Origin of the sequence: Serratia sp. CY31944 (assembly GCF_052169175.1) — a bacterium.
Lineage (GTDB): Bacteria > Pseudomonadota > Gammaproteobacteria > Enterobacterales > Enterobacteriaceae > Serratia > Serratia sarumanii.
Window position 1 is genome coordinate 227,093 of the sequence record NZ_JBJNLG010000002.1, and the last position, 23,842, is coordinate 250,934.

Sequence of the window (23,842 nt, forward strand, 5' to 3'; positions counted from 1 at the left end):
GATATATGTCAACAAAGCGTAGTTTTGTTGGGTGATGAATTCGGCACGCGCTGTTATATTGCTGTTAATGGGGTTAGGATATGCGCCAATTTGGCACCCCAGGGGTTGTAGGGAACAGCATCCCCACCAGGCTAGCGATCTTGTTGACATGAGATGGAAAGTGCATCAAGAACGAGTTTACGTACTTTAGTCATTTGCTGAGAGGGAACGTGGCGCTATCTCTGCCCTCCTCTAAGAAAACAAAGACTTCTGTACTTCCTATTTTCTATTTTGTTGGCAATTTTAGGTAGCAAATATGCAGACCCCGCACATTCTGATTGTCGAAGACGAGTTAGTCACTCGTAACACCCTGAAGAGCATTTTCGAGGCGGAAGGCTACATTGTTCATGAAGCCAATGATGGTGCAGAGATGCACAATATCCTGTCTGAAAATGATATCAATCTGGTCATCATGGACATCAACCTGCCAGGCAAAAACGGCCTGCTGTTGGCGCGCGAACTGCGTGAACAGGCCAGCGTCGCCTTGATGTTCCTGACCGGTCGCGATAACGAAGTGGACAAAATCCTCGGCCTGGAAATCGGCGCCGACGATTACATCACCAAGCCGTTCAACCCGCGTGAGTTGACCATCCGCGCGCGCAACCTGCTGTCGCGCACCATGAACCTGGGCAGCCTGGGCGAAGAGCGCCGCCTGGTCGAGAGCTACAAGTTCAACGGTTGGGAGCTGGACATCAACAGCCGCTCGCTGATCAGCCCGGCCGGCGAACAGTACAAGCTGCCGCGCAGCGAATTCCGCGCCATGCTGCACTTCTGCGAAAACCCGGGCAAGATCCAGTCCCGCGGCGAACTGCTGAAGAAAATGACCGGCCGCGAGCTGAAGCCGCATGACCGCACCGTGGACGTCACCATCCGTCGCATTCGCAAACACTTCGAATCGACGCCGGACACGCCGGAAATCATCGCCACCATTCACGGCGAAGGCTACCGCTTCTGCGGCGATCTGGAAGAGTAATTCCGGCCTGCCGTCATGAAAACGGGGTTCAGCATGCTGAACCCCGTTTTTTATTTCGTCTCAGCCCACGGCATGATCGGCACCGCGCTCAGCGCGTTCTTCGGCGAACCGTCGATCACCTTGTCGGAGTAGCTCAGGTAAATCAGCGAATTGCGCTTGGCGTCGTAGAAGCGCACCACCTGCAGCTTCTTGAACACCAGCGAGGTGCGTTTCTGGAACACCACCTCGCCTTCCGCCTTGCCGTTTTTGATCTTGTCGCTCAGCTCGATAGGCCCCACCTGCTGGCAGGAAATGGCCGCGTCGGCGGTGTCTTCCGCCAGCCCCAGGCCGCCTTTGATGCCGCCGGTTTTGGCGCGGCTGATATAACAAGTTACATTTTTAACATCCGGATCGTCGAACGCTTCCACCACGATTTTGTGGTCCGGCCCCAACAATTTAAACACGGTATCAACGGAGCCCACCTGCTCCGCCTGCGCGCTGCCAACGGTTGCGCAAACCAAACCGAATAAAAATATCCAGCCTTTTTTCATTTACTTAACTCCGATATAACCTTGCCGCAAAAATAGGTTCGGCGATCGCCATTATTTATGTCTAAGCTCACGGAATCGGTTTTTTACGGGTCCGCACCGTCCGTTTTAGCACAGAGCGTGACAAAAATCTTTGAGAGTCGCGGAGTAAAAAAATTGCTATGATGCGGCGTCGTTATTTCTTTGCGCCCACTACGGTGTACCCCAATCCAACTCTGGCGCGGCAAGCGCAGCAGAGGCAAAGAGTGCAACGCATAATGGCTCATGGATCGGTCTGATAGCGCAGCACCAGCGTGACGAATCAACAGTTCGGGTTCCTACCCCCAAGCTTTACGAGGAAGATCTATGGATCAAGCCGGTATCATTCGTGATCTGCTTAGCTGGCTGGAAAGCCATTTGGACCAACCCTTGTCGCTGGATAACGTGGCGGCCAAGGCCGGCTATTCCAAATGGCACCTGCAACGGATGTTCAAAGATATTACCGGTAACGCCATCGGTGCTTACATCCGGGCAAGGAGGCTGTCCAAAGCCGCCGTCGCGCTGCGTTTGACCAGCCGGCCGATTTTGGATATCGCCCTGCAGTATCGCTTCGACTCGCAGCAGACCTTCACCCGCGCCTTCAAAAAACAGTTTGCGCAAACGCCGGCGCTGTACCGCCGCGCCGAAGACTGGAACGCATTCGGCATCTGCCCGCCGATCCGTCTGGGGGCTTTTACCCTGCCGCAGCCGGAATTCGTCTCGCTGCCGGACAAGCGCCTGGTCGGCCTGACCCAAAGCTACTCCTGTACGCTGGAACAGATCACCACCGTGCGCACCGAGCTGCGCTCGCAATTCTGGCGCCAGTTCCTCGGTGACGTCGAAACCCTGCCGCCGGTACTGTACGGGCTGCACCACTCGCGGCCGAGCCAGGAGAAGGACGACGAACAGGAAGTGCTGTACACCACGGCGCTGGAGCCGGATCAGGTGCCTGACAAGGCACAGGAAGGCCAGCCGCTGGTGTTGCCGGGCGGTGAGTTTGCGATGTTCAGCTACGAAGGGCCCACTGAGGGCCTGCAAGACTTTATTCTGACGGTCTACGGCACCTGCCTGCCGGCGCTTCAACTGACGCGCCGCAAAGGGCACGACATCGAACGCTTCTACCCGAAAGGCGAGCGCCGTCCGCATCAGGCACCTATCGAGATCAAGTGCGATTACCTGATCCCGATTCGGCGTTAACGCTGCAGTTCGTCCAACGCGGGCATGTCCAGATGCGTGACATCGCCCGCCGTCTCCACGATCCAGCCGGAAGCCAGCCACGGGCTCTGCTGGTGATCGACGCGCGACAGTGAGCAGTTGCGCAAGCGCAGGCGGCGTTCCGCATAGGCCGGCAGCCCCAGCACCGTACTGATCAAACACCCCAACGCGATGCCATGGCTGACGAGCAGCGGTTTGCTGCCTTCCGGCAGCATCAGGCAGCTCTCCAGCGCGGCGCGCATGCGCTCGCCCAGCTCCTCCATGGATTCGCCTTGAGGGATACGGCCGTCAGGAGTACCATCGACCATCTGTTTGCGCCACTGCTCTTCCTGCGGCGTCAAACTGTCGATCAGGCGTTCTTCCAGAACCCCCATGTGCAGCTCACGCAAACGCGGATCGCCTATCACTTCGCAGCCACAGGCTTCGGCGATGATCTGCGCGGTGCGGCGCGTGCGCCCCAGATCGCTGGTAATGATGTGCGTAATGCCTTCCTTACTGACGCGCCTGGCGACCAGACGGGCCTGGTGTTCACCCATGGCGGTTAACGGGCTGTCGGACTGACCCTGGATGCGGCGAGCCGCGTTCCATTCCGTTTCGCCATGGCGAACGAGGTATACCTGTAACATTTTTGTTTTCCGTTATACTGCGTGAAATTTGCGTTTATCCCCGGCCCGGCGGCGCTTTTGCCGCTGCCCGGCGTATCGGCCAGAAGGATATCAAACCCGTTATGTACCATGTTGTCGCTGCAACTACCAACCCGGCAAAGATCAAGGCTATTCAACTGGCCTTCGATGACGTCTTTGGCGCGAACCAATACCGCATTGAATCCGTTGACGTCGCCAGCGGCGTCTCGCTGCAGCCGATAGGCAACCACGAAACCCGCACCGGCTCGCGTCAACGCGTCATGGAAGCGCGCCAGGTCAGGCCCGAGGCCGATTTTTGGGTCGGCGTGGAAGCCGGGATTGAAGAGAATATGACCTTCGCCTGGATGACCATCGAGAACCCGCACATTCGCGGCGAATCCCGCTCGGCGAGCCTGATGCTGCCGGAAGTCATCTTACAAGGAATTCGCGCCGGTCGCGAATTGGGCAGCGAAATGGCGGCGATCACCGGCAATGCCGAGGTTAAGCGCCAGGGCGGCGCCATCGGCGTCTTCACCGACGGCCGGCTGAGCCGCACCAGTGTTTACCACCAGGCGCTGCTGCTGGCGCTGGTGCCGTTTCACAACGCCATCTATCAGCAATAGCACCGATCCCGCTAGGGCGCGTCGTGCAACAGCTGCTGCTCAAGCCACTGTTTCAGCTCGGGTGAAGCCGCTTTCAGGCTGTTCGAGCCGCGGGTGATGGTGGCGATCCCCGCGCCCAGTTCATTTTTCAGCTCGCGCTGGCTCATCTCGCCGCGCATCAGCTCCTGAATGATCCGCACCCGGGTGCCCAGCGCGGTGCGCTCGTCCGGCGTCAGCATCAGCTGCAGCAGCGGTTGATGCAGCTCTTGCGCAAACGAATTCTGCAGCAGCGCGACGAAGCGCAGCCAATCCTCATTGCCTTGTTCTGAAAGAGCGGGGTCGTTTAACGATAATTGCGTCATGGCAGCCACCATACTATTTAACTAGTACAGCAGCATACCATAGGGCCGTCAAAATCAATAACGTCTCTGCCACTCGGCGTCGGTCAGCACCTTGGCCGGCCGGTGCGTCAGATAGCGGTAAAACGCGTCGTAGGCCAGCACATTCTTGACGTAGCCGCGGGTTTCCGAGAACGGAATGCTTTCGATGAACGCCACCGGATCGATACGCCCCGCGCTGTTGCCCAGCCAGGTGTTCACCCGTGACGGGCCGGCGTTATAGGCGGCGCTCGACAGAATCCGGTTGCGGCCGAACTGCTGATAGACCGACTCCAGATAGCTGGTGCCGATGGTGATGTTGGTCTGCGGATCGAACAGCTGGCTCGGGCCGACGTAGCCGGGAATATTGAACATCTGCACCGTATGCTGCGCGGTGCGCGGCATCACCTGCATCAGGCCGGAAGCGCCAACCGGCGACTGCGCCTTCGGATTCCAGGCGCTCTCCTGGCGCGCTATCGCCATCGCGTAGCTGGTGGTGATCCCCTTGTCATCGGTGGCGCGGCGGAACTCCTGCGGCCAGGCGACCGGGAAGCGCTCCTCAAGATGATCCCACAGCTTGCCGACGATGGTCGCCTGCACGCTCAGATCGACCCATTTTTGCTCAAAGGCGTAGCGCGCCAGCGCCTCTTGTTCCGGCCGGCTGCGGCTGGCGACGTAGGAGCCCCACTCGCTGCGAGCCAGGTTGTCCATGTTCCAGTACATCAGCTCGCGCACCCGGGCGACCTCCGGCCCGTCGACCAGCGACGCGCGCGGCTTGGCCGCCACCGCCACCATCACCGGATAAGTGGCGTTCAGCTTCTGCGCCGCCGCCATCGGATAGAAGCCGCGTTCGGTCATCAGGTTACGCAATATCTCCTCGCCTTCGGCGCGTTTGCCTTCGTCCATCAACTGACTGGCGCGCCAGTAGCGCCACTCATCCTTGTTGCGCGACTCTTCCGGCAGGCGGGCCAGCCAGGTCGCCACGCCCTGCCGATCGCCGTTGCCCAACGCCATGCGCACCCGGCGCTCCAGCAGCGAAGGCGAACGGCTGCGCAGAATCACCCGATCGCGCCACTGCGCCTGTTCATAGGTGGCATCGCTGCCCATCAGGCGCCAGGCCACCGCCTCTTCCAGTCCCAGCCGCTCGTCGTCGCTCATTTTCTGCAGCCGCGCGAGCGTCGGGATCATCGCCCGCGCGTTTTCCACATCCTGCCGCGCCAGGCGCTCAAAGGCGATGCCGGTGGCGGCGCGGGTAAAGTCGGTCGGCCCCACGCTGCGGGCGAAGGCTTCCACGGTGGTCGGATCGTTTTGCAAGCGCACCAGGGCGTTGCCCATGGTCTGGTAGTCGGCCGGCAGCTGGCTGTAGAGGTTGCTGACCAGCGAACTGTTGCCCTCCTTCAACGCCAGCTTCATGCGCGCCAGAATATCCAGCGGCGTCTGCTTGCCTGCGCCGCGCCAGACGCTGAACAGCCGATCGCAGGCGCCCGGCAGCGTTTTGCCGTTCAGCCACAGTTCGTCGGCGCCGCTCCAGGCCGCCTGCTGATCGCCGGTGGCCCACTTGGCGTAGTAATAATTGCAGCGCGCCGCCACCGGTTTGGGCGGCTGCGGGCTGAAGGCCAACAGGGTGCGCCAGTCTTCGCGCCGCGCCAGCTCATTGACGAAGCGCGGGGCCAGTGATTTCGCCGGCGGCAGCGTCGGGTTGCGTTTGATAAAGTCGTTCACCTCGGAGAACCCCGCCTGGCTCAGATCCTGTGTCAGCTCGCGGTATTCCAGGTAAGGATAAAGCGGATAATCGCGCAGCGTCGGCATCAGCTGCGCCACCACGCCCATCTGATTGCCGTCCCATGCCTGTTTGATCTGCTGGTAGCGCTGACGTTGCGCATCCAGAGAATCCGCCAGCGCCGCGCCTGAAAACGCCGTCAGGCACAGGCCCATTGCCAACAGCCGTCGCTTGTCCACCTTGACCATCCTCGCTCTTTCCTCACTGGTTGGACCGCAGGAGCCGCCCAGCTCCCCGGTGACCGCCGCGCCACGGCACAGCGGGACAAAATAAAGCCGGGCGCACGGCCCGGACGCAGATATCTACCATAGACAGCGCAATCGCTCATCCATTCAATACTGTAGAAGAAGAAGTGTATCGCCATGACGGGAGCCAGGTAAAAAACGTTTACTTTGGCTGACAAATCAGGCCGACGGGATATTTCCAGCCACCGGATTTTTATTAGCCACCGCGGCATTTATAAGAGAAGTAAAATAATTTTTAATTATTAGCTATGACATTATTGCATTTGTGAGATGACACCGCCGTTGCGCAAATCGCCTGACAGCTGGCCAAACGCGCCAACTTTGCAGAAAAGCGGTGGCAAACCCGGGTAGGCATTTTTATACTATCAAAAATAAGTAGGATAATTCCGAGAAAACAGCACATAAAGCGCCCAACGAAGACATCTTATAATACAATCCGCGCCAATTATGGGTGAGATAGTGTTCATTAGGCAGTGCGACTGACAGCTTTCAGCAAAACGATTGTCCCTTCAAGCGGGCCGAACTTTTCCTTGTCAGGCCACGGCCTGCGGGCGGTGGATCAGGCCGGAATGGCGGGTGAAGATGGCGAATAAGACCGCGATAGCGATGCGTTGCGCAAAAAGCCCCGTGCCGGGCTTCCTTGGCGCACGTCTGAATATCGGTCGCCTGCTGCTGATCGTGTTGTTGGTGCTGCTGACGTTGTCCGGGCCTGCGCGCGCCGCCGATGATCCCTATCAAAAACGCACGCACGCCGTGACGACCGTGGTGGTAGGCATCATCAGCTACGCCCGCTGGTCGCGTGAACCCAATCCGATCCGCTTGTGCGTGACCGCACCCACCCAGTATGCCGAAGGGCTGTTCGATCCGATCCTGCTGAGCGCCCCGCGTCCGATTAAAGCCGAGCGTGTGCCGTTCGACAGCCCAACGCTGAGTACCGGCTGCGATGTCATCTACTTAGGGAACATCACCGCCGCGCAGAGACAAAATTTCATGCAGCGCATTTCCGGCAACTCCATTCTCAGCATCAGCGAGAACGATAGCGAATGCTCCGCCGGCAGCGCATTTTGCCTGCAGATCGATGGGGACCAGGCCAGTTTCAAGGTCAACCTGGACGCTCTGGCGCGCAGCGGCGTGCGCGTTCACCCCAACGTGCTGCAGCTGGCACGCAAACAGGCGCCGCCGCTATGAGGCTGTTGCACAGAAACCGCGCCGGCAATGCGCGCCCGACGCTGGGCCGAGTGCTGCAGCGGGTGCATCTTGGGCTGGCGCTGATCGCCGTCGGCACCGCCGGCATCTTTTTGACGCTGGTGGCGCTGTTTGCGCTGCGCGCCTATGCCGACCACAACCTGCACCTGATCGCGCGCTCCATCAGCTATACCGTCGAGGCCGCCGTGGTGTTTGAAGACGGCGCCGCCGCGCGTGAGGCGCTGATGTTGATCGCCTCCAACGAAGAGATCCTGGAGGCGCGCATTCTGGATAATAAAGGCAAGATGCTGGCCAGCTGGCGCCATCCCTCCGACAGCCCGCTGCACGGTCTGGAGCAGATGGTTGCGCACTGGGCGCTGCCCGAGCCGGTCATCCTGCCTATTTCTCACGGGGGCAAACAGGTCGGCCAGGTCTGGTTGAGCGGCAACGGCGGCAGCCTGTTGCGTTTCCTGTTGCGCGGCCTGGTCGGCATGATCGCCTGCATGGTGCTCAGCACCCTGTGCGCCCTGGTGTTGTCACGGCGTATGCTGGTCGGCATCGTCAGTTCGCTGGACGACATCGCCAACGTGGCGCACGCGGTGCGCCGCGATCGCACCTTCGGCCTGCGGGTGCCGTCGGCGCCGATCGCCGAGCTGCATGAGCTCAGCAACGATTTCAACGGCTTGCTCGACGAGCTGGAGGCCTGGCAGGCCCATCTGAAGCAGGAGAACGACTCGCTGGCTCACCGGGCGACGCACGACAGCCTGACCGGCTTGCCGAACCGCGCCTTCTTCGAAGGGCGGCTGAGCCGGGCGCTGGGCGATATCGAACCGCCGGCGAAATTGGCAGTGCTGTTTATCGACGGCGATCGCTTCAAGGAGGTGAACGACAGTTACGGCCACGCCGCAGGCGATGCGGTGCTGACCACCATTGCCGGGCGCATTCGCGCGCAGCTGCGCGAGACCGATCTGGTCGCGCGTCTGGGCGGGGATGAATTCGCCGTGCTGCTGGCGCCGGTACACGGCACGGAAGATGTCCTGCAGATCGCTGACAACATCATCGACTGCATGACGCAACCGGTCATTTTGCCGAACGACGAGGCGGTCATTACCTCTCTGAGTATCGGTATTGCGCTGTACCCTGATCACGCGTCGACGCCTCAGGGTCTTTTGCACGAAGCTGACGATGCGATGTATCAGGCAAAGCATCGTTATAACGGAGGCTGGCGGCTGGCTATACATAAATAAGAGCCCCGGCTATAACACTTGAACTAGGGATTTTGACTATGATACAGCAACTGTTTAAAGGTCGTTTTTCACTGCTGACGATGGTGTTCGTCGCCCTGCTGGCGCTCGCCGGCTGCCAGAGCAAACCGCAGGGCCTGACGCCCGAGCAGATCGCGCTGCTGCAATCGCAGGGCTTCAAGCTGACCGATAACGGCTGGGAGTTCGGCCTGTCGGATAAAGTGCTGTTCGGCAATAACATCGGCAAGCTGAACCCGGAAAGCACCGAGACGGTGCAGAAGATGGGCCGTGCGCTGCTGAGCGTCGGCATCACCAAGTTCCGCCTGGACGGCCATACCGACAACTACGGTGAAGACAGCTATAACGACCAGCTCTCTCTGCGCCGCGCCGATGCGGTGGCCGATCTGCTGGCCAGCGTCGGCATTCCGCGCGCCAATATCGAAACCCGCGGCATGGGCAAACGCGATCCCGTTGCCGACAACCGCACCTCCAGCGGCCGCGCGGAAAACCGCCGCGTCGCGATCGTCGTCACGCCATAAGCCACCAATATGCGCCTTTATCGGCGCATAAACGGTTATACTTAGCGATCGCTGAGCGATGTCTGGGATCCGAGATCGAAACGGGCTACACTCATGCCGCCAGACATCCTATAAATACTGATATAGAGAGGCTTAGAGCAACGTGGCTCAATACGTCTATACCATGCACCGCGTCGGCAAGGTGGTACCGCCGAAGCGTCATATTTTGAAAAACATCTCCCTGAGCTTCTTCCCCGGGGCCAAAATCGGCGTACTGGGCCTGAACGGCGCCGGTAAGTCCACCCTGCTGCGCATCATGGCCGGCATCGATACCGATATCGAAGGGGAAGCGCGCCCGCAGCCGGGCATCAAGATCGGTTACCTGCCGCAGGAGCCGCAGCTTAACCTCGAACACACCGTGCGTGAGTCGGTGGAAGAAGCGCTGGCGGAAGTGGTCGGCGCGCTGAAACGCCTGGACGAAGTGTACGCGTTGTACGCCGAAGAAGGCGCAGACTTCGACAAGCTGGCCGCCGAACAGGGCCGCCTGGAAGAGATCATTCAGGCGCACGACGGTCACAACCTCAACGCCCAGCTGGAACGCGCCGCCGACGCGCTGCGCCTGCCGGACTGGGACGCCAAAATCGCCCACCTGTCCGGGGGTGAACGCCGCCGCGTCGCGCTGTGCCGCCTGCTGCTGGAAAAACCGGACATGCTGCTGCTGGACGAACCGACCAACCACCTGGACGCCGAGTCCGTGGCCTGGCTGGAACGCTTCCTGCACGACTTCGAAGGCACCGTGGTGGCGATCACCCACGACCGTTACTTCCTGGATAACGTGGCCGGCTGGATCCTCGAACTGGACCGCGGCGAGGGCATTCCATGGGAAGGCAACTACTCTTCCTGGCTGGAGCAGAAAGACGCGCGTCTGGCGCAGGAAGCGTCCGCCGAAGCCGCTCGCCGCAAGTCGATCGAGAAAGAGCTGGAGTGGGTGCGTCAGGGCGCCAAAGGCCGTCAGTCCAAAGGCAAGGCCCGTTTGGCCCGTTTCGAAGAGCTGAACAACACCGAATACCAGAAACGTAACGAAACCAACGAACTGTTCATTCCACCTGGCGCACGCCTGGGCGACAAAGTGGTCGAAGTCAGCAACCTGCGCAAGTCCTACGGCGACCGCCTGCTGATCGACGACCTGTCGTTCTCGGTGCCGAAAGGGGCAATCGTCGGCATCATCGGCCCGAACGGCGCGGGTAAATCCACGCTGTTCCGCATGATGTCCGGCCAGGAACAGCCGGATTCCGGCAGCATCGTGCTGGGCGACACCGTCAAGCTGGCGTCCGTCGATCAGTTCCGCGACAGCATGGACGGTTCGAAAACCGTGTGGGAAGAAGTCTCCGGCGGGCAGGACATCATGCGCATCGGCAACACCGAGATGCCGAGCCGCGCCTATGTCGGCCGCTTCAACTTCAAGGGCGTCGATCAGGGCAAACGCGTGGGCGAGCTGTCCGGCGGTGAGCGTGGCCGTCTGCACCTGGCCAAGCTGCTGCAGGTTGGCGGCAACGTGCTGCTGCTCGATGAACCGACCAACGACCTGGATATCGAAACCCTGCGCGCGCTGGAAAACGCCCTGCTGGAATTCCCTGGCTGCGCCATGGTGATCTCGCACGACCGTTGGTTCCTCGACCGTATCGCCACCCACATCCTGGACTACCAGGACGAGGGCAAGGTGGAATTCTTCGAAGGCAACTTCACCGAGTACGAAGAGTACAAGAAGCGTACGCTGGGCGCCGACGCGCTCGAGCCGCACCGCATCAAGTACAAGAAGATCGCCAAGTAATGCCCGAGGCGCCGCATGCGGCGCCTTTTTTACGCCTGCGCCCGGCGATAGTCACGCGGTGAGCACGCCATCACGCGTTTGAACGCGTGGCTGAAAGCGCTGTCGGAATCGTACCCCAAACGCTGCGCGATAGCGGAGACCGGTTCGCCGCCGGTACGCAGCGCCCGCGCCGCCAGCAGCATGCGCCAGCGCGACACGTACTCGAGCGGCGCCATGCCGGCTTTCTGCTTGAAGCGCAGCGCCAACGTCGAACGGGAAACGCTCGCCGCGTCGGCCAACGCCGCCACCGTCCAGCGCCGGGCCGGATCGGCATGTACCGCCTGCATCGCGGCGCCGATGCGCGGATCGAACAAAGCGGGTAGCCAGCCGGACGCCGCACTCTCCTCCCCCATCAGGTAAATCCGCAGCGCCTGGGTCAACATGATTTGCCCAAGATGATGCGCCATCAACGTACTGCCCGGCGAAGGCCTCACCAGCTCATCCGCCAGCCGCTGCAGCGCCCATTGCAGCACGGCTGCCTCTTCCGTGCCCCCGCGGATCACCATCAACGCGGGCAGGCTGCCGAACAGCCGCTCCACCTCCTCGCCAAAGCTAAAACGGCCGCCGATAAACAGGCACGTGTCCCCCTCGCCGCAGCGCGCCACGCCGTTTTGCGCCTGCAGATAAAGCGCGTCGGCGTCGAGCGCCGGAAGAGACAAGTCGCTGCCGACGGTCAACGGCAGGCTGCGAGTCAGCAGTAAACAGTCGCCGGCTGCCAGCCACAGCGGTTCTGCCAGCCCTTCCGCCGCCAACCAACAGCCGCCGCGCACCACCGCGTTGAACTTCCCGCCTTGCGGAGCGGGAAAATGAACGGCCCAGTCGCCGCCGGCCTTCAGGCCGCCGAAAAACGCATTCTGGCTGTTCAGTGGCGCCAGCACTTCCGATAAAGGATCCATATCCTCTCCCCATAAAGATCTTGCAAGAGCATAACCCGCGCGATGCGCTGGTCGAAGACTTTAGGACGATGGCGACAGAAATTAGGTTTTTGTTGCATTCATCCGCCGGATAGCGCCGATTTACACTCCCTGTGTCACAGCCAACCACAGCGAGGAATCCCCAATGAACAAACAAACGCCCATCGGCTCTGGCTTCAACGCCACCGCCACCGCCGCCGACGTGCTCAAAGATCGTCGACTGGCCGGCATGACGGCGCTGGTCACCGGCGGCCATTCCGGCCTGGGGTTGGAAACGACTCGCGCATTGACGCAGGCGGGAGCACAGGTGATTGTCGCCGCCCGCGCTCCCGTAATCGCCCGCACTCGTCTGGCCCTCGCCGGTATCAGCAACGTCGACATTTATGAGCTTGATTTGGCCGATCTGAACAACATCAGAGAGTTCACGCAACATCTTCTGGCGACCGGCGTCCACCTCGATATGGTGATCTGCGGCGCCGGCATCATGGCCTGTCCTGAAACCCGCATCGGCCCAGGCTGGGAGGCACAATTCGCGATCAACCACCTGGGGCATTACGCGCTGGTGAACCACCTCTGGCCGGCTTTGGCGGGCGGCGCCCGCGTTGTCGTCATCTCCTCTTCCGGCCACCATGCCAGCGCCATACGCTGGAATGACGTGCAGTTTCACAGCGGCTATGACAAGTGGCGGGCCTACGGCCAGTCGAAAACCGCTAATGCGTTATTCGCCGTGCACCTCGACAAACGAGGACGAGCCGCCGGTGTACGCGCCTTCACGCTGCATCCCGGCATGATCCCCACGCCACTGCAGCGTTACCTCTCGCAGGAAGAGATGCTCGCATTGGACTGGATCGACGCCGACGGCAAACCCGCCCACCCGGAAATGCTGAAAACGCCGCAACAGGGTGCGGCAACCCAGGTGTGGGCGGCGACATCGCCTCAACTCAATGGCCTTGGCGGATTGTATTGCGAAGACTGCGATATCGCCCGGCGCAACGATGACGAGGGCCTTTCCTTCAGCGGCGTAAAAAGCTACGCCGTCGATCCTGAACAGGCCCAACGCCTGTGGGAATTGTCGGCGCAACTCACCGGCATCGACATCTTCGGCAAGATTTAAACAGGAGCCCCCTATGCAGAATCGCCAAATCATCCTCGGCAAACTCCCACAGGGAAAGCTGACCGTCGATTGTTTTCAGACTCGCGAGACCCCGATGCCGATCCCCGGCCCCGGAGAGGTTCTGTTGCGCACGCTTTACGTGCCTTTGGATGCGGCCAGCAGAGCCTGGATGCAGGGCGTCACCTACCGTTCCGGATTGCAGCCAGGAGACATCATGGCCGCGAAGACGCTGGCCGAAGTCGTCACGTCGCGCTCTCCCCTGCTGGCCGCCGGCGATATCGTGTTGGCGGAAACCGGCTGGCAAACCTTCACGGCCCTGCCGGCGGCTGAGGCGCTCAAACAGCCGGACATCGTTCCGCATACGCACTTGCTCAGCGTTTACGGCGTGCCCGGACTCACCGCTTACTTCGGCCTGCTGGAATGCGGACGCCCCAAGGCCGGTGAAACCGTCGTCATTTCCGCCGCCGCGGGGGCGGTAGGCATGTTCGCCGGACAAATCGCCCGGCTCCACGGCTGCCGCACGGTGGGCATTGCCGGCGGCGCCGCCAAAACGGCTCTGCTGACGGACAGGCTGGGTTTCGATGCGGCGATAGATTATAAGGCGGGGAATCTGCATGACGGCCTGCGCCGCTCGTGCCCCAACGGCATTGACGTGCTGTTCGACAACGTCGGCGGCGATATTTTGGCGGCCTGCCTGCCGCACATGGCGAAACAGGGGCGCATTGTTTGCTGCGGCGCGGTGTCGCAGTACGATACGGCCTCCCCACCGGCCGCGCCGGCCGGGATCCCCGGTTTGCTGATCGTCAACAGCTTGACGATGCGGGGGTTCCTGTTGGCCGACTTCCTTCACCGACAAGAACAGGCGCTGACGGCACTCACGGCCTGGGTCGCGGAGGAGAAATTAGCGGTCATCGAAGATCTGATCGCCGGTTTTGAGCTGCTGCCCGCGGCCCTGGTTGGCCTGCTGGCGGGGGAGAACACAGGAAAGCGCATCGTGCAAGTGACGTAATATCTTGTTTAACCCAGGAGCGGCCTGGGCTTCCTTGGTTCCTATTCCCGCGGCAGCTCGCGGGCGTAGTCGTCGAACGCCGGATGCTGCAGCACCACATCGATGAAGCAGGCCAGAGCCGGGGAATTCAGTTTGCGGCTCGGGTAAACCAGATACAGCTCGTTGCCCTCCGCGCGCCACGCCGGCAAGACTTCCACCAACAGCTTCTGCGCCACCACCTCGCGGCTGAGAAACGCCGGCAACAGCGTGATCCCCGCGCCGGCGATAGCGCATTCACGCGCATACAGCAGGTTGTCGGTGGTGTGCGCCAGCGGCAGCTGCCAACGGTAGTAGTCGTCGCCGCAGCGCAGGTTCCAGGCCGTCCAGGCGCGGTGGGCAATGCAGCGATGCTGTTGCAGTTGCTGCGGGTGTTCGATCGGCGGATGCTGCGCCAGATAAGACGGCGCGGCCAACAGATAGCGCGGCGCATACCCGAGACGGCGACCGATCAGCGAAGAATCCTGCGGCTTGCCGGTGCGCAGCGCGGCGTCGAAGCCTTCCTGCACCAGATCCACCATGGCGTCGGACACCGACACCTCCAGCGTAACGTCCGGGTATTGGCGCTGAAAATCCGCCGCCAGCCGCGCCACCAGGGTCGCCCCCAGCCCGGCGGGCGTTGAAATGCGCAGGCGGCCGCTCGGGTTATCGCGCAGCCGCTGCAACGCCAGATCGGCGCGTTCCGCGGCGGACATCATCGCCTGACAATGTTCCAGATAGCGCTCACCGGCGAAGGTCAGGTTCAGCTGGCGCGTGGTGCGATTGAGCAAGCGCAGCCCCAGCGTCTGTTCGAGCTGGCTGATGCGCTGGCTGACGCTGGACTTCGGCAACCCGACGCGCTGCGCGGCGGCGGTGAAGCTGCCGCACTCCGCCACCAGCGCGAACAGCGCCATGTCCTGCAGCTGTTTGAATTCCATTGTTTACCTTAAACGAACACTCCGTTAGATATTGTCCATCTTATCACCCCACTGCCGCGGGTCTACACTGGGGACATCATTTAAAAGGAGCACAATCATGTCGATAAAAGCCATTGCCGTAGACCCGCAGAACCCCGCCGGTTTCATCGAAATATCACCGGAGATGCCGGTTCCCGGCCAGTACGATCTGCTGGTGGCAGTGAAAGCGGCGTCGGTCAACCCGGTGGACACCAAAGTGCACGCCGGTCTGCAAAAGAGCGGCCTGCAGCAGCCGCGCATCCTCGGCTGGGACGCCAGCGGCGTGGTGGTAGACGTGGGCAGCGGCGTCAGCGGCTTCAAGCCCGGCGATGAAGTGTGGTACGCCGGCGACATCACCCGCCCCGGCAGCAACAGCAGCCACCAGTTGATCGACTCACGCATCGCCGCGCACAAGCCGCGCAGCCTGAACTGGGCCGAGTCCGCCGCCCTGCCGCTCACCGCCCTCACCGCCTGGGAAGCGCTGTTCGAACACCTGAACATTCAGGACGCGCCGGAGAACAAGACGCTGCTGATCATCGGCGGCGCCGGCGGCGTCGGCTCGCTGGCCATTCCGCTGGCCGCGCTGCGCAGCAAGGTGAAAGTGATCGCCACCGCCTCAAGGCCGGAATCCGCCGCCTGGTGCCGTGAGCGCGGCGCCGATCTGGTGGTGGACTACCGCGATCTGAAGGGCGAGCTGGCGCAGCACGGCATCGAGCAGGTGGATTACATCCTGTGCCTGAACGATACCGACGGCCACTGGCCGGCGATGGCCGAGCTGGTCGCGCCGCTGGGCCATATCTGCACCATCGTCGAGAACGCGCAGCCGTTGGATCAAAACGCGCTGAAGCTGAAGAGCGCCGCGCTGCACTGGGAATTCATGTTCACCCGCAGCATGTTCACCACCCCAGACATCGCGCAGCAGGGCCAGATCCTCCAACAGGTGGCGCAGCTGCTGGACGAGGGCAAGCTGAGCACCACGCTGAGCGAAACTCTGCACGGGCTGTCGGTAGAAACGCTGACCGCCGCGCATCGACAGCTGCTCGGCGGCCATATGCAAGGCAAGCTGGTTATCGCTTACTAAGCCTGAATCGCGGCGGCGTTTTGCGCCGCCGTTACTGCGGACGAACGAAGCCGACGCACAGCGCTTGCTCGTCGGCATGCGGATCGGCGCGGAACGTCAGCGTCTGCTGCCAATCGAGGCGCATCTTCGGCCAGTGGGCCAGCTCGCCGCCGAAGTCGCTGTGCGCGCAGTCTTCACCCAACCGCCCGAACAGAGCGACGCCGTGCTGCGCAATCTGCGGATAGCTGATGTTGACGTTGTAGATATTCGGCCGCGTATGATTGGACCAGCGCGTAATGGTCTGCGGCCGGGAGCCGGCGTACACCGTCATCCACTGCGACAGGTATTCGCCGCCGACGTAGCGCAGGCTGACGCCATACCGCTCCTGCCACAGCCGCTCCACTCCGACGCTGAACGCCTTGATACCCACCATTTTCTGGCCAGCGTTGCGCACGTTGCCCAGCATCACCGCGGCATACCCCAGATAGACCGCCAGCGCCGCGCACATCAGCCCGATGGTCGCCGCGCGCAGCGAACGCACCGGCGGCTGGCGCACGCAGCCGACCAGCAGCGCGGGCGCCAGCATGAAGAACGGCTGCAGCCACTCGGTCAGCCGGCCGCCGACGTTGAAAGAGAACCAGAAGGTAATGATGCCGAGCGGCAACAGGTAGACCCACAGCAACACCCGCATCGGCAACGCCGCTGGCCAGGCCAGCAGCGCCCCGCTGCGCCGCAGGATCACCCACAGCGCCAGCGACGGATAGAACACCAACAGCAGCGACTGCAGCATATCGAGGTTGAGCTGCATCTTGATCTGCGAATCCACCCACTTGAAGGCGGCGAAGTCATGGTTCCACAGCCAGAACAGGTTCGGCAGCACCAGCGCCAACCAGATCGCCACCGCCAGATAGAACTGCGGCTGGCGATAGCAACGGCGGATCTGCGGTACGAACAGCGTCGACAGCGCCGCGAAATAGACGAAGGCGAAGGTCGAGTATTTCGCCATCATCGCCAGACCGGCCACCAATGCGAAAGCCGGCCACCAGTTGGCCGAACGCGAGATCGCCAGGTGGAAGAACAGCGCCATCCACGGCCACAGCATCACCAACAGGTAATTGTCGTTGTAGGGAATGATGTCGAAATTGATGATGCCGGACAGATTGAGCGTCAGCAGCGCCATCCAGGCCAGCGAGGTGCTGCCGCTCAGGCGGCGCGCCAATAGCCAGACGCCCAACATGCCGATGGCGATGGCGATAAAGTGCCCGCCATACCAGTACAGGTTCAGCGGCAGCCACGGGAGCCAGATCGCCGGCTGCATCGCCGCACCGACCAGCCAAGGATTTTTCGGTGAGCCCCACTCGGCGTTGAGGCCCCAGTTGAGCGCCTCGACGGCGTCGTAAGGCAGGGTGGGATCGAGATGAACGGTCAGCAGCGTCCAGGCTGCGGCATAGCAGATCAACCAGAGAGCGAGTAAGCGATAAGACATGTCTTCTTCTGAGCGTTATTGTAAAGAAAATCTTAACCTAGTCGCTACCGAATGAACCATGTTTAAACAAGCCGTTAAATGTGCGCCACAGAGGCGTTTCTGCCGCCGCGACCGCACATTCCGCTAATTTTCTCAGCCTGCGGCGTGGCGATGGGCGGGCGCATTCGCCAACCGGCCGGCGTCCGCCGCCAGCAGCTGCTGCACCAGCTCGACGCAGCGCAGGAAACGCTCTTCGTAATCGCTGGATTCAACGTGCACATACTCGATGTTGTTGGCGCGCAACATCTCCTCCAACAGGCGCTGGAACGCCAGGCGATCGGCGGTGCTGCCGAGGCTGCGCAGGCCGTCCGCCACCCACGGCGTGTTGTTTTCCAGCAGGATCACCAGATCGAAACGGTATTCGTCGATCAGCGCCTGCACGAAGGGGTGTTCACGCCCCTCATACTTTTTGCAAAACGCCTGGGTGGTAACGAAATCGGTATCGATAAACGCCACCTTGTTGGCGTACTTGACCGCGAAATCCACGTATTGCGCCTGCCCGAGAGCGATTTTGTCGTAGTCGGAGTACTGCAGCGCCATCTCGTCGCCGCCCAGGTGCGAAAACACGTAATCGCGGCCATATTCCCAGGCGCTGGTGGTGTTGAAGATGTTGGCCAGCTTGTTGACCAGCGTCGACTTGCCGCTCGACTCGCCGCCGAGGATCGCCACGGTGCGTACGAAAAACGGCTTCACCTCGGTCGGGATATAGTCCCAATAGCGGAACGGATCCTGGCGGATCTGATTGCCGCTGATGTTCATGAACGAACGCTCGGGATCGACCAAGATGGTTTCGATGCCCAGATGCTCGCGGTAGCGCGGCGCATCCTGCGCTTCGCTGGAATAGATGAAGCTCGGCACGATGCCCTTCTGTTCCATAAAGGCCTTCATGCCGTCGCTCCACACGTTCCAGCCGTGCGGATAGGGTTCGATGCCCTGCTCGTCGAACGAGTGGATATGGATGTTTTTCTGGTACTTGAAGGTCTGCAGCAGCCAGCGCAGGCGATCGCTGACCGTTGGCTGTTGCGACATCGAACTGTTCTCGAACAGCTCGCGGTCGCGCGGTTCGTCGTGGCACAAGATAACGTGAAGTTCGTCCACCTGGCTGCAGGCGCGCTGGATCAGATAGATGTGGCCGGTGTGCAGCGGGTAAAATTTACCAAACACCACGCCGACTTTGACCTCTTTACGCGGGAACTCCAGCCCGAGAAAACGGTGCAGCGCCTCGAGCTTTTGCGCGCTCGGGCTTTTGATTTTGTCGTTCAACAGCTGGCTCAGATAGCCCTTGGTCATGCCGCTGGCATCCGCCACCTGCTGCAAAGTACAGCCCTTTTGCTTAATGGACGTCTTCAGGTAATCAAATTGCGGCATGGCCACCTCCGTTTAGTATGCTAAACAAAATAGCATATCTTACTCGCCGTCGGCGACATTAATAAAACTCTTCCAGCACGTCGAGCGCGTCCGCCAGCTTCTTGACTCCAAACACCTGCATGTTGGCCGGCGGCTTCTTCGGCATGTTGCCGTGCGGCACGATGGCGCGCTTGAAACCGTGCTTGGCCGCTTCGGAGATGCGCTCCTGGCCGCTCGGCACCGGACGGATTTCTCCCGCCAGCCCCACTTCGCCGAACACCACCAGATCGTTCGGCAGCGGCCGATCGCGCAGGCTCGAGACCAACGACATCAGCAGCGCCAGATCGGCGCTGGTCTCGCTGACCTTCACCCCGCCGACCACGTTGACGAACACGTCCTGATCCGACATCTGCAGCCCGCCGTGCCGGTGCAGCACCGCCAGCAGGATCGCCAACCGGTTCTGCTCCAGGCCCACCGCCACGCGGCGCGGGTTGGACATCATCGAGTGATCCACCAGCGCCTGGATCTCCACCAGCAGCGGCCGGGTGCCTTCCCACACCACCATCACCGAACTGCCGGAAGTGACTTCATCGCCGCGGCTGAGGAAGATCGCCGAAGGGTTGCTGACTTCGCGCAGCCCCTGTTCGGTCATGGCGAACACCCCCAGCTCGTTGACCGCGCCGAAGCGGTTCTTGTGGCTGCGCAGGGTGCGGAAGCGGGAATCGGCGTCGCCGTCCAGCAGCACCGAACAGTCGATGCAGTGTTCCAGCACTTTCGGCCCGGCCAGCGAGCCGTCTTTGGTGACGTGGCCGACCATGACGATCGCCACGCCGCGCGTCTTGGCGAAGCGCGTCAGGTAGGCGGCGGTTTCGCGCACCTGGGCCACGCTGCCCGGCGAAGACTGAATGTCCGCCATGTGCATCACCTGGATCGAGTCGATCACCATCAGCTTCGGCTGTTCCTGCTCGGCGATCAGGCAGATCTGCTCGATGCTGGTTTCCGACAGCATGTTCAGGCCGCCGGTCGGCAGCCCCAGCCGATGAGCGCGCATCGCCACCTGCTGCAGCGACTCCTCGCCGGTGACGTACAGGGTTTTCATCTGCTCGGACAGTTTGCACAGCACCTGCAGCAACAGGGTGCTCTTGCCGGCGCCGGGGTTGCCGCCGATCAGAATGGCGCTGCCGGGCACCACGCCGCCGCCCAGCACGCGATCGAACTCGAGAAAGCCGGTGGTGAAGCGCGGCAGCGCCTCAAGGCTGATTTCCGACAGCTTCTGCACCTTGCTGACGCCGGCGTCGCCGGCATAGCCGCTGAGGCGATCGTTGCGCGCCGCTGCGGGCGACGCGGCCAAACGCACTTCCGTGATGGTGTTCCAGGCATGACAGGCGCTGCACTGCCCCTGCCAACGCGGATAGTCCGCCCCGCACTCATTGCACACAAATGCCCGTTTTGCCGCTTTTGCCACGTCTTACCTCAATCTTTCGTTATCGCACTTCGTGTTTCAGGCTGCCGGTGAGAATGCACAGCACGCCCATCAGATCCGCATGCCGGATCGCCACCTGCGCTTTTTCATACACTTTCGGCTTGGCGTGGTAGGCGATGCCCAACCCCGCCGCCTGCATCATTTTCAAATCGTTGGCGCCGTCGCCGATGGCCACGGTCTGCGCCAGCGGGATCTCCAGCTTCTCCGCCAGCCGCAGCAGCGTATCGGCTTTGAACTGCGCGTCCACCACCGGCCCCAGCACTTGGCCGGTCAGCTTGCCGTCGCGGATCTCCAGCTCATTGGCCGCCGCTGCCACCAGCCGCAGCCGGTTGCGCAGGTATTCGGCGTAGTAGGTGAAGCCGCCGGAAGCGATCGCCACATGCCAGCCCATCGCCTGCAGCTTGCCCACCAGGCTGGTCAGCCCCGGCATCAGCGGCAGCTCGTCGCGCACCTGCTTGAGGATGTTGGCGTCGGCTCCTTTCAGCGTGCCGACGCGCTGGCGCAGGCTGGCGGTAAAGTCCAGCTCGCCGCGCATCGCGCGTTCGGTGACTTCCGCCACCTGTTCGCCGACGCCCGCCAGTTTGGCGATCTCGTCGATGCACTCGATCTCGATCGCCGTCGAATCCATGTCCATCACCAGCAGCCCCGGCGTGCGCAGGTGCGGGATCTTGCCGAGCGGCGCCACGTCCAGCCCGCTTTCCGCCGCCAGCAGCTTGGCGCGCGGCGTCAAGGTGCCCGCCAGGCGCACCACCTGATAGTCGTCCACGCCCCAGGCGGTGACGATCACCATCGCCGCGCCCAGCTTGCGTTGGAATTGTGTAATGCGCGCCTTGTCCAGCTTTCTGCCGTATAACAGCCACCCGGTATTGCCCGCCCGGTAGTCCAGCGGCATCACTTCGTCGCCGCTGAGCGAAAGGGGAAGACCCGGCCATTGAGAGATCTCCGCCGGAAGATCGCAATAGGTCAGACTGTTTGACATCATTGACTCCTGAATGGACAAAAACGCTGCATGATAAAACGACGCATCAAGCTATCCTATCGCCAGCGGTTCTGGCAACATAAAGTGTCCCCGATGCCCAAGGAACCTGCATGGCTCGCGCTAAACTGAAATTTCGCCTGCACCGTACCGCTATTATCCTGATTTGCCTGGCTTTGCTGGTGCTTCTGATGCAGGGTGCCTCTTATTTTAGCTTGAGTCACCAAATGGCGCGATCCGAACAGGTCGAAGAGCTGGCGCAGACGCTGACCAAACAGGTCGCCTACAGCCTGGCGCCGCTGCTGGACGACGACGGCAACAACCCGCGCATCGACGCCATCCTCAAGCAGCTCACCGATCACAGCCGCATTCTCGACGTCAGCGTGTATCAGCTGGACGGCACGCTGGTCTCCCACGCCGGGGAGCAGATAAGTATACGCGATCGGCTGTCGCTCGACGGCAAGCGCGCCGGCAGCTACTTCAACCACCAGTTGGTCGAATCCATTCAGGGCAAAGACGGCCCGATCGGCTTTATCCGCATCACCCTCGACACCCACGTGCTGGCGACCGAATCCAAGCAGGTGGACAACACCACCAACCTGCTGCGCCTGATGATCCTGCTGGCGCTGGCGATCGGCATCATTCTGGCGCGCACCCTATTGCAACACCGCCGCAGCCGCTGGCAGCAGTCACCGTACCTGTTGACCGCCAACACGCCGTTGGCAGAAGGCAATACGGTGGAAGACGACGAAGAGGATGCGCCTGAGGCAAAACAGGAAGCGCCGAAGAAGGGGTAACTCAGGCCAGGCGCTGAATGCGCTCGTGCAGCTTCTGCAGTTGCACCAACATTTGCTCGGCAATCGCCCGAAACGCCTCGCTGATGTCGTCATGTTGCGCCGTTCGCCGCCAGAACTCGAGAGCCAATAGCTCCGCTTGCCGCCAGACGGCGCCGCTCACCTCGTTGCTCAAGCGGATCTCCAGCGCGTCGTGGCGCAGATTACCGCTGCTTGCCGGGGCAAAAGCCATCGGCAACATATCATACAAAGGCGCCAACATGACCGGCCGCTGGGTTATCCGCAAGAACGACAGGTTGCCTTGGTGCATATCGCTGTTGGCGATCAACCGGCCAAAGGCCCAATACAGGGCAACCCGTTGGTAGACTGAGTGATCGATCACCCCTTGCTGCAATAACCGCTCGGCGGCCACGACCCAGTTGGCGTGGCCGCTGCCGCTGAACTCGGCATCCAGCGCCTCCAGCGACACCATCGCTACCCTCCCTTCTTCACCGATGCGATCAAAGCGCTCGATCTCTAAAAAGCATTGTCGGTCAGCACCGAACAGGATTTGCGCCGATGCGGCAGGCAATCCCGCAGCGGCGACCGTCTGCAACGCCAGCGACTCGGCGATCAGCAAATCGCTCCAGCGCTGTGCAATGACATGCGTCGGCGCCAGGCTGAACTTCACCAAAACATGCGCACGGCGCCCTGGCGCCAGCTCAGCATAGGCGGCAAACTTGGGTTGCTCGCCACCGGCGGAAGAGCCTACCAGCTCCCCGGCCAGCGCCTGGACAGACAATGCGGCGTAACGCTCGATTTTATCTTCCACCGTGATGGCGACGGCTGTATCCCGCATTAACCAACGCTGATAGCTGTCGGCACCAGGCAACAGATCGCCGGTCATGTCTTCGCCATAACGGCAGAGCGCCAACAAGCGTTGACCTTCATCCCATCGCCGCACATCCTCCGGCAAATTCAACTCGCGCGCCGCTGCTTTTCCCCAGGCTCGCCCGAGAAAGCCAATCGGCCGTAGGTCGTTCAAATACCATGGCATGCCGTCATAGAGCTGCCACTCTCCGCTGCGCTCATCGCACACCGCACAGTTATCGGCAGGATACAGCGGGCAAAGCGTGGCAAACAGGTGCGCCTTACCCCGTTCATCAACCCGATATAGCGGAAACTGCCTCTCACCGCCGATCCCGCGCCGCAACGCATAGCGCGTCGCCTTACCTTTACCGAGGATCAATACGGCGCCCGCCAGTTCACGGAGACGGCGCGATAGCGTCGGCTGGCTGATGCCTAACGCTTCTGTCAGTTGACGAGCCGTAGCCGGCCCATGACGCAAAACTTGTTCAACGGTGAGCATCGGATGAATAGATTGGTGAATAGATTGATAAAGGAAGTAATAGCGTTAAATGGCAGAAAGGTAAAGCGTTAGCCAAAACTGGCCA

22 protein-coding genes are annotated in these 23,842 nt (G+C 61.4%); 11 read left to right on the forward strand and 11 right to left on the reverse strand.

The annotated features are described in order from the left end of the window. Nucleotides 1-295: 295 nt before the first annotated feature. The gene (arcA, locus tag ACJ8IN_RS03350) at nucleotides 296-1,012 is read left to right on the forward strand and encodes a two-component system response regulator ArcA (RefSeq protein ID WP_004933003.1); all 717 of its coding nucleotides are present in this window, start codon (nucleotides 296-298) and stop codon (nucleotides 1,010-1,012) included. Nucleotides 1,013-1,062: 50 nt separating this feature from the next. Here arcA and creA read toward each other — a convergent pair whose 3' ends face one another. Then, complete coding sequence (gene creA / locus ACJ8IN_RS03355) at nucleotides 1,063-1,542, reverse strand: protein CreA (RefSeq protein ID WP_033652887.1); 480 nt, start codon at nucleotides 1,540-1,542, stop codon at nucleotides 1,063-1,065. A 342-nt stretch (nucleotides 1,543-1,884) separates the two neighbouring features. Here creA and robA point away from each other — a divergent pair, with 342 nt between their 5' ends. Further along, a complete protein-coding gene (robA, locus tag ACJ8IN_RS03360; RefSeq protein ID WP_033637041.1) occupies nucleotides 1,885-2,754 on the forward strand; it encodes an MDR efflux pump AcrAB transcriptional activator RobA in 870 nt (289 codons plus the stop codon). On the opposite strand, the gene gpmB is transcribed toward robA, so the two are convergent. Then, on the reverse strand, nucleotides 2,751-3,398 hold the full coding sequence (gpmB, locus tag ACJ8IN_RS03365) for a 2,3-diphosphoglycerate-dependent phosphoglycerate mutase GpmB (protein WP_025305227.1): 648 nt from the start codon (nucleotides 3,396-3,398) through the stop codon (nucleotides 2,751-2,753). The two genes, robA and gpmB, sit on opposite strands and share 4 nt — an antisense overlap. A gap of 101 nt (nucleotides 3,399-3,499) precedes the next feature. Here gpmB and yjjX point away from each other — a divergent pair, with 101 nt between their 5' ends. Next, nucleotides 3,500-4,018 carry an inosine/xanthosine triphosphatase gene (gene yjjX, locus ACJ8IN_RS03370; protein WP_033637040.1) on the forward strand — a complete coding sequence of 173 codons (519 nt, stop codon included), beginning with the start codon at nucleotides 3,500-3,502 and terminating at the stop codon, nucleotides 4,016-4,018. Nucleotides 4,019-4,029: 11 nt separating this feature from the next. Here the strand turns inward: yjjX and trpR are convergent, their stop codons facing one another. Both trpR and sltY read right to left on the reverse strand, forming a co-directional pair. Continuing rightward, nucleotides 4,030-4,359: a trp operon repressor gene (gene trpR, locus ACJ8IN_RS03375; RefSeq protein ID WP_004933017.1), complete on the reverse strand. Its 330-nt coding sequence runs from the start codon at nucleotides 4,357-4,359 to the stop codon at nucleotides 4,030-4,032. A gap of 54 nt (nucleotides 4,360-4,413) precedes the next feature. Further along, on the reverse strand, nucleotides 4,414-6,342 hold the full coding sequence (sltY, locus tag ACJ8IN_RS03380) for a murein transglycosylase (RefSeq protein WP_442519481.1): 1,929 nt from the start codon (nucleotides 6,340-6,342) through the stop codon (nucleotides 4,414-4,416). 633 nt (nucleotides 6,343-6,975) lie between these two features. Here sltY and ACJ8IN_RS03385 point away from each other — a divergent pair. The 4 genes from ACJ8IN_RS03385 to ettA all read left to right on the forward strand — a co-directional run bounded on the left by ACJ8IN_RS03385 (nucleotide 6,976) and on the right by ettA (nucleotide 11,177). Beyond that, nucleotides 6,976-7,587 (forward strand): YfiR family protein, encoded by a 612-nt coding sequence (locus ACJ8IN_RS03385; RefSeq protein ID WP_369783288.1) that lies wholly within the window; start codon nucleotides 6,976-6,978, stop codon nucleotides 7,585-7,587. After that, a complete protein-coding gene (locus ACJ8IN_RS03390; protein ID WP_033649137.1) occupies nucleotides 7,584-8,831 on the forward strand; it encodes a diguanylate cyclase domain-containing protein in 1,248 nt (415 codons plus the stop codon). The genes ACJ8IN_RS03385 and ACJ8IN_RS03390 overlap by 4 nt, the downstream gene beginning before the upstream one ends. 38 nt (nucleotides 8,832-8,869) lie before the next feature. Next, nucleotides 8,870-9,367: an OmpA family protein gene (locus tag ACJ8IN_RS03395; protein ID WP_033649136.1), complete on the forward strand. Its 498-nt coding sequence runs from the start codon at nucleotides 8,870-8,872 to the stop codon at nucleotides 9,365-9,367. A 142-nt stretch (nucleotides 9,368-9,509) separates the two neighbouring features. Further along, entirely contained in the window at nucleotides 9,510-11,177 is a 1,668-nt protein-coding gene (gene ettA / locus ACJ8IN_RS03400; RefSeq protein WP_025159620.1) for an energy-dependent translational throttle protein EttA, read from the forward strand. A 29-nt stretch (nucleotides 11,178-11,206) separates the two neighbouring features. On the opposite strand, the gene ACJ8IN_RS03405 is transcribed toward ettA, so the two are convergent. Further along, nucleotides 11,207-12,112: an AraC family transcriptional regulator gene (locus ACJ8IN_RS03405; RefSeq protein ID WP_161725373.1), complete on the reverse strand. Its 906-nt coding sequence runs from the start codon at nucleotides 12,110-12,112 to the stop codon at nucleotides 11,207-11,209. Between the two features lie 163 nt (nucleotides 12,113-12,275). On the opposite strand from ACJ8IN_RS03405, the gene ACJ8IN_RS03410 reads away from it, so the two are divergent. Further along, nucleotides 12,276-13,244 (forward strand): SDR family NAD(P)-dependent oxidoreductase, encoded by a 969-nt coding sequence (locus tag ACJ8IN_RS03410; RefSeq protein ID WP_308325413.1) that lies wholly within the window; start codon nucleotides 12,276-12,278, stop codon nucleotides 13,242-13,244. Nucleotides 13,245-13,257: 13 nt separating this feature from the next. Continuing rightward, nucleotides 13,258-14,253, forward strand: coding sequence for an NADP-dependent oxidoreductase (locus ACJ8IN_RS03415; RefSeq protein WP_308325412.1), 996 nt, complete (start codon nucleotides 13,258-13,260; stop codon nucleotides 14,251-14,253). A gap of 41 nt (nucleotides 14,254-14,294) precedes the next feature. Here the strand turns inward: ACJ8IN_RS03415 and ACJ8IN_RS03420 are convergent, their stop codons facing one another. Next, entirely contained in the window at nucleotides 14,295-15,206 is a 912-nt protein-coding gene (locus tag ACJ8IN_RS03420; RefSeq protein WP_060427236.1) for a LysR family transcriptional regulator, read from the reverse strand. A 97-nt stretch (nucleotides 15,207-15,303) separates the two neighbouring features. Here ACJ8IN_RS03420 and ACJ8IN_RS03425 point away from each other — a divergent pair, with 97 nt between their 5' ends. After that, nucleotides 15,304-16,305 carry a zinc-binding alcohol dehydrogenase family protein gene (locus ACJ8IN_RS03425; RefSeq protein WP_047569390.1) on the forward strand — a complete coding sequence of 334 codons (1,002 nt, stop codon included), beginning with the start codon at nucleotides 15,304-15,306 and terminating at the stop codon, nucleotides 16,303-16,305. Between the two features lie 31 nt (nucleotides 16,306-16,336). Here the strand turns inward: ACJ8IN_RS03425 and ACJ8IN_RS03430 are convergent, their stop codons facing one another. The 4 genes from ACJ8IN_RS03430 to serB all read right to left on the reverse strand — a co-directional run bounded on the left by ACJ8IN_RS03430 (nucleotide 16,337) and on the right by serB (nucleotide 21,618). Continuing rightward, nucleotides 16,337-17,770, reverse strand: a complete 1,434-nt coding sequence (locus ACJ8IN_RS03430; RefSeq protein ID WP_060423296.1) for a glycosyltransferase family 39 protein — start codon at nucleotides 17,768-17,770, stop codon at nucleotides 16,337-16,339. Between the two features lie 132 nt (nucleotides 17,771-17,902). Beyond that, nucleotides 17,903-19,177: a multifunctional transcriptional regulator/nicotinamide-nucleotide adenylyltransferase/ribosylnicotinamide kinase NadR gene (gene nadR, locus ACJ8IN_RS03435; protein ID WP_060423293.1), complete on the reverse strand. Its 1,275-nt coding sequence runs from the start codon at nucleotides 19,175-19,177 to the stop codon at nucleotides 17,903-17,905. A 58-nt stretch (nucleotides 19,178-19,235) separates the two neighbouring features. Next, on the reverse strand, nucleotides 19,236-20,621 hold the full coding sequence (gene radA / locus ACJ8IN_RS03440) for a DNA repair protein RadA (protein WP_025159617.1): 1,386 nt from the start codon (nucleotides 20,619-20,621) through the stop codon (nucleotides 19,236-19,238). Between the two features lie 19 nt (nucleotides 20,622-20,640). Then, entirely contained in the window at nucleotides 20,641-21,618 is a 978-nt protein-coding gene (gene serB, locus ACJ8IN_RS03445) for a phosphoserine phosphatase (protein ID WP_041037833.1), read from the reverse strand. A gap of 110 nt (nucleotides 21,619-21,728) precedes the next feature. On the opposite strand from serB, the gene ACJ8IN_RS03450 reads away from it, so the two are divergent. Then, entirely contained in the window at nucleotides 21,729-22,412 is a 684-nt protein-coding gene (locus ACJ8IN_RS03450) for a YtjB family periplasmic protein (RefSeq protein WP_033637029.1), read from the forward strand. A gap of 1 nt (nucleotide 22,413) precedes the next feature. On the opposite strand, the gene yjjJ is transcribed toward ACJ8IN_RS03450, so the two are convergent. Next, nucleotides 22,414-23,757, reverse strand: a complete 1,344-nt coding sequence (yjjJ, locus tag ACJ8IN_RS03455) for a type II toxin-antitoxin system HipA family toxin YjjJ (protein ID WP_049213065.1) — start codon at nucleotides 23,755-23,757, stop codon at nucleotides 22,414-22,416. Nucleotides 23,758-23,842: the final 85 nt, after the last annotated feature.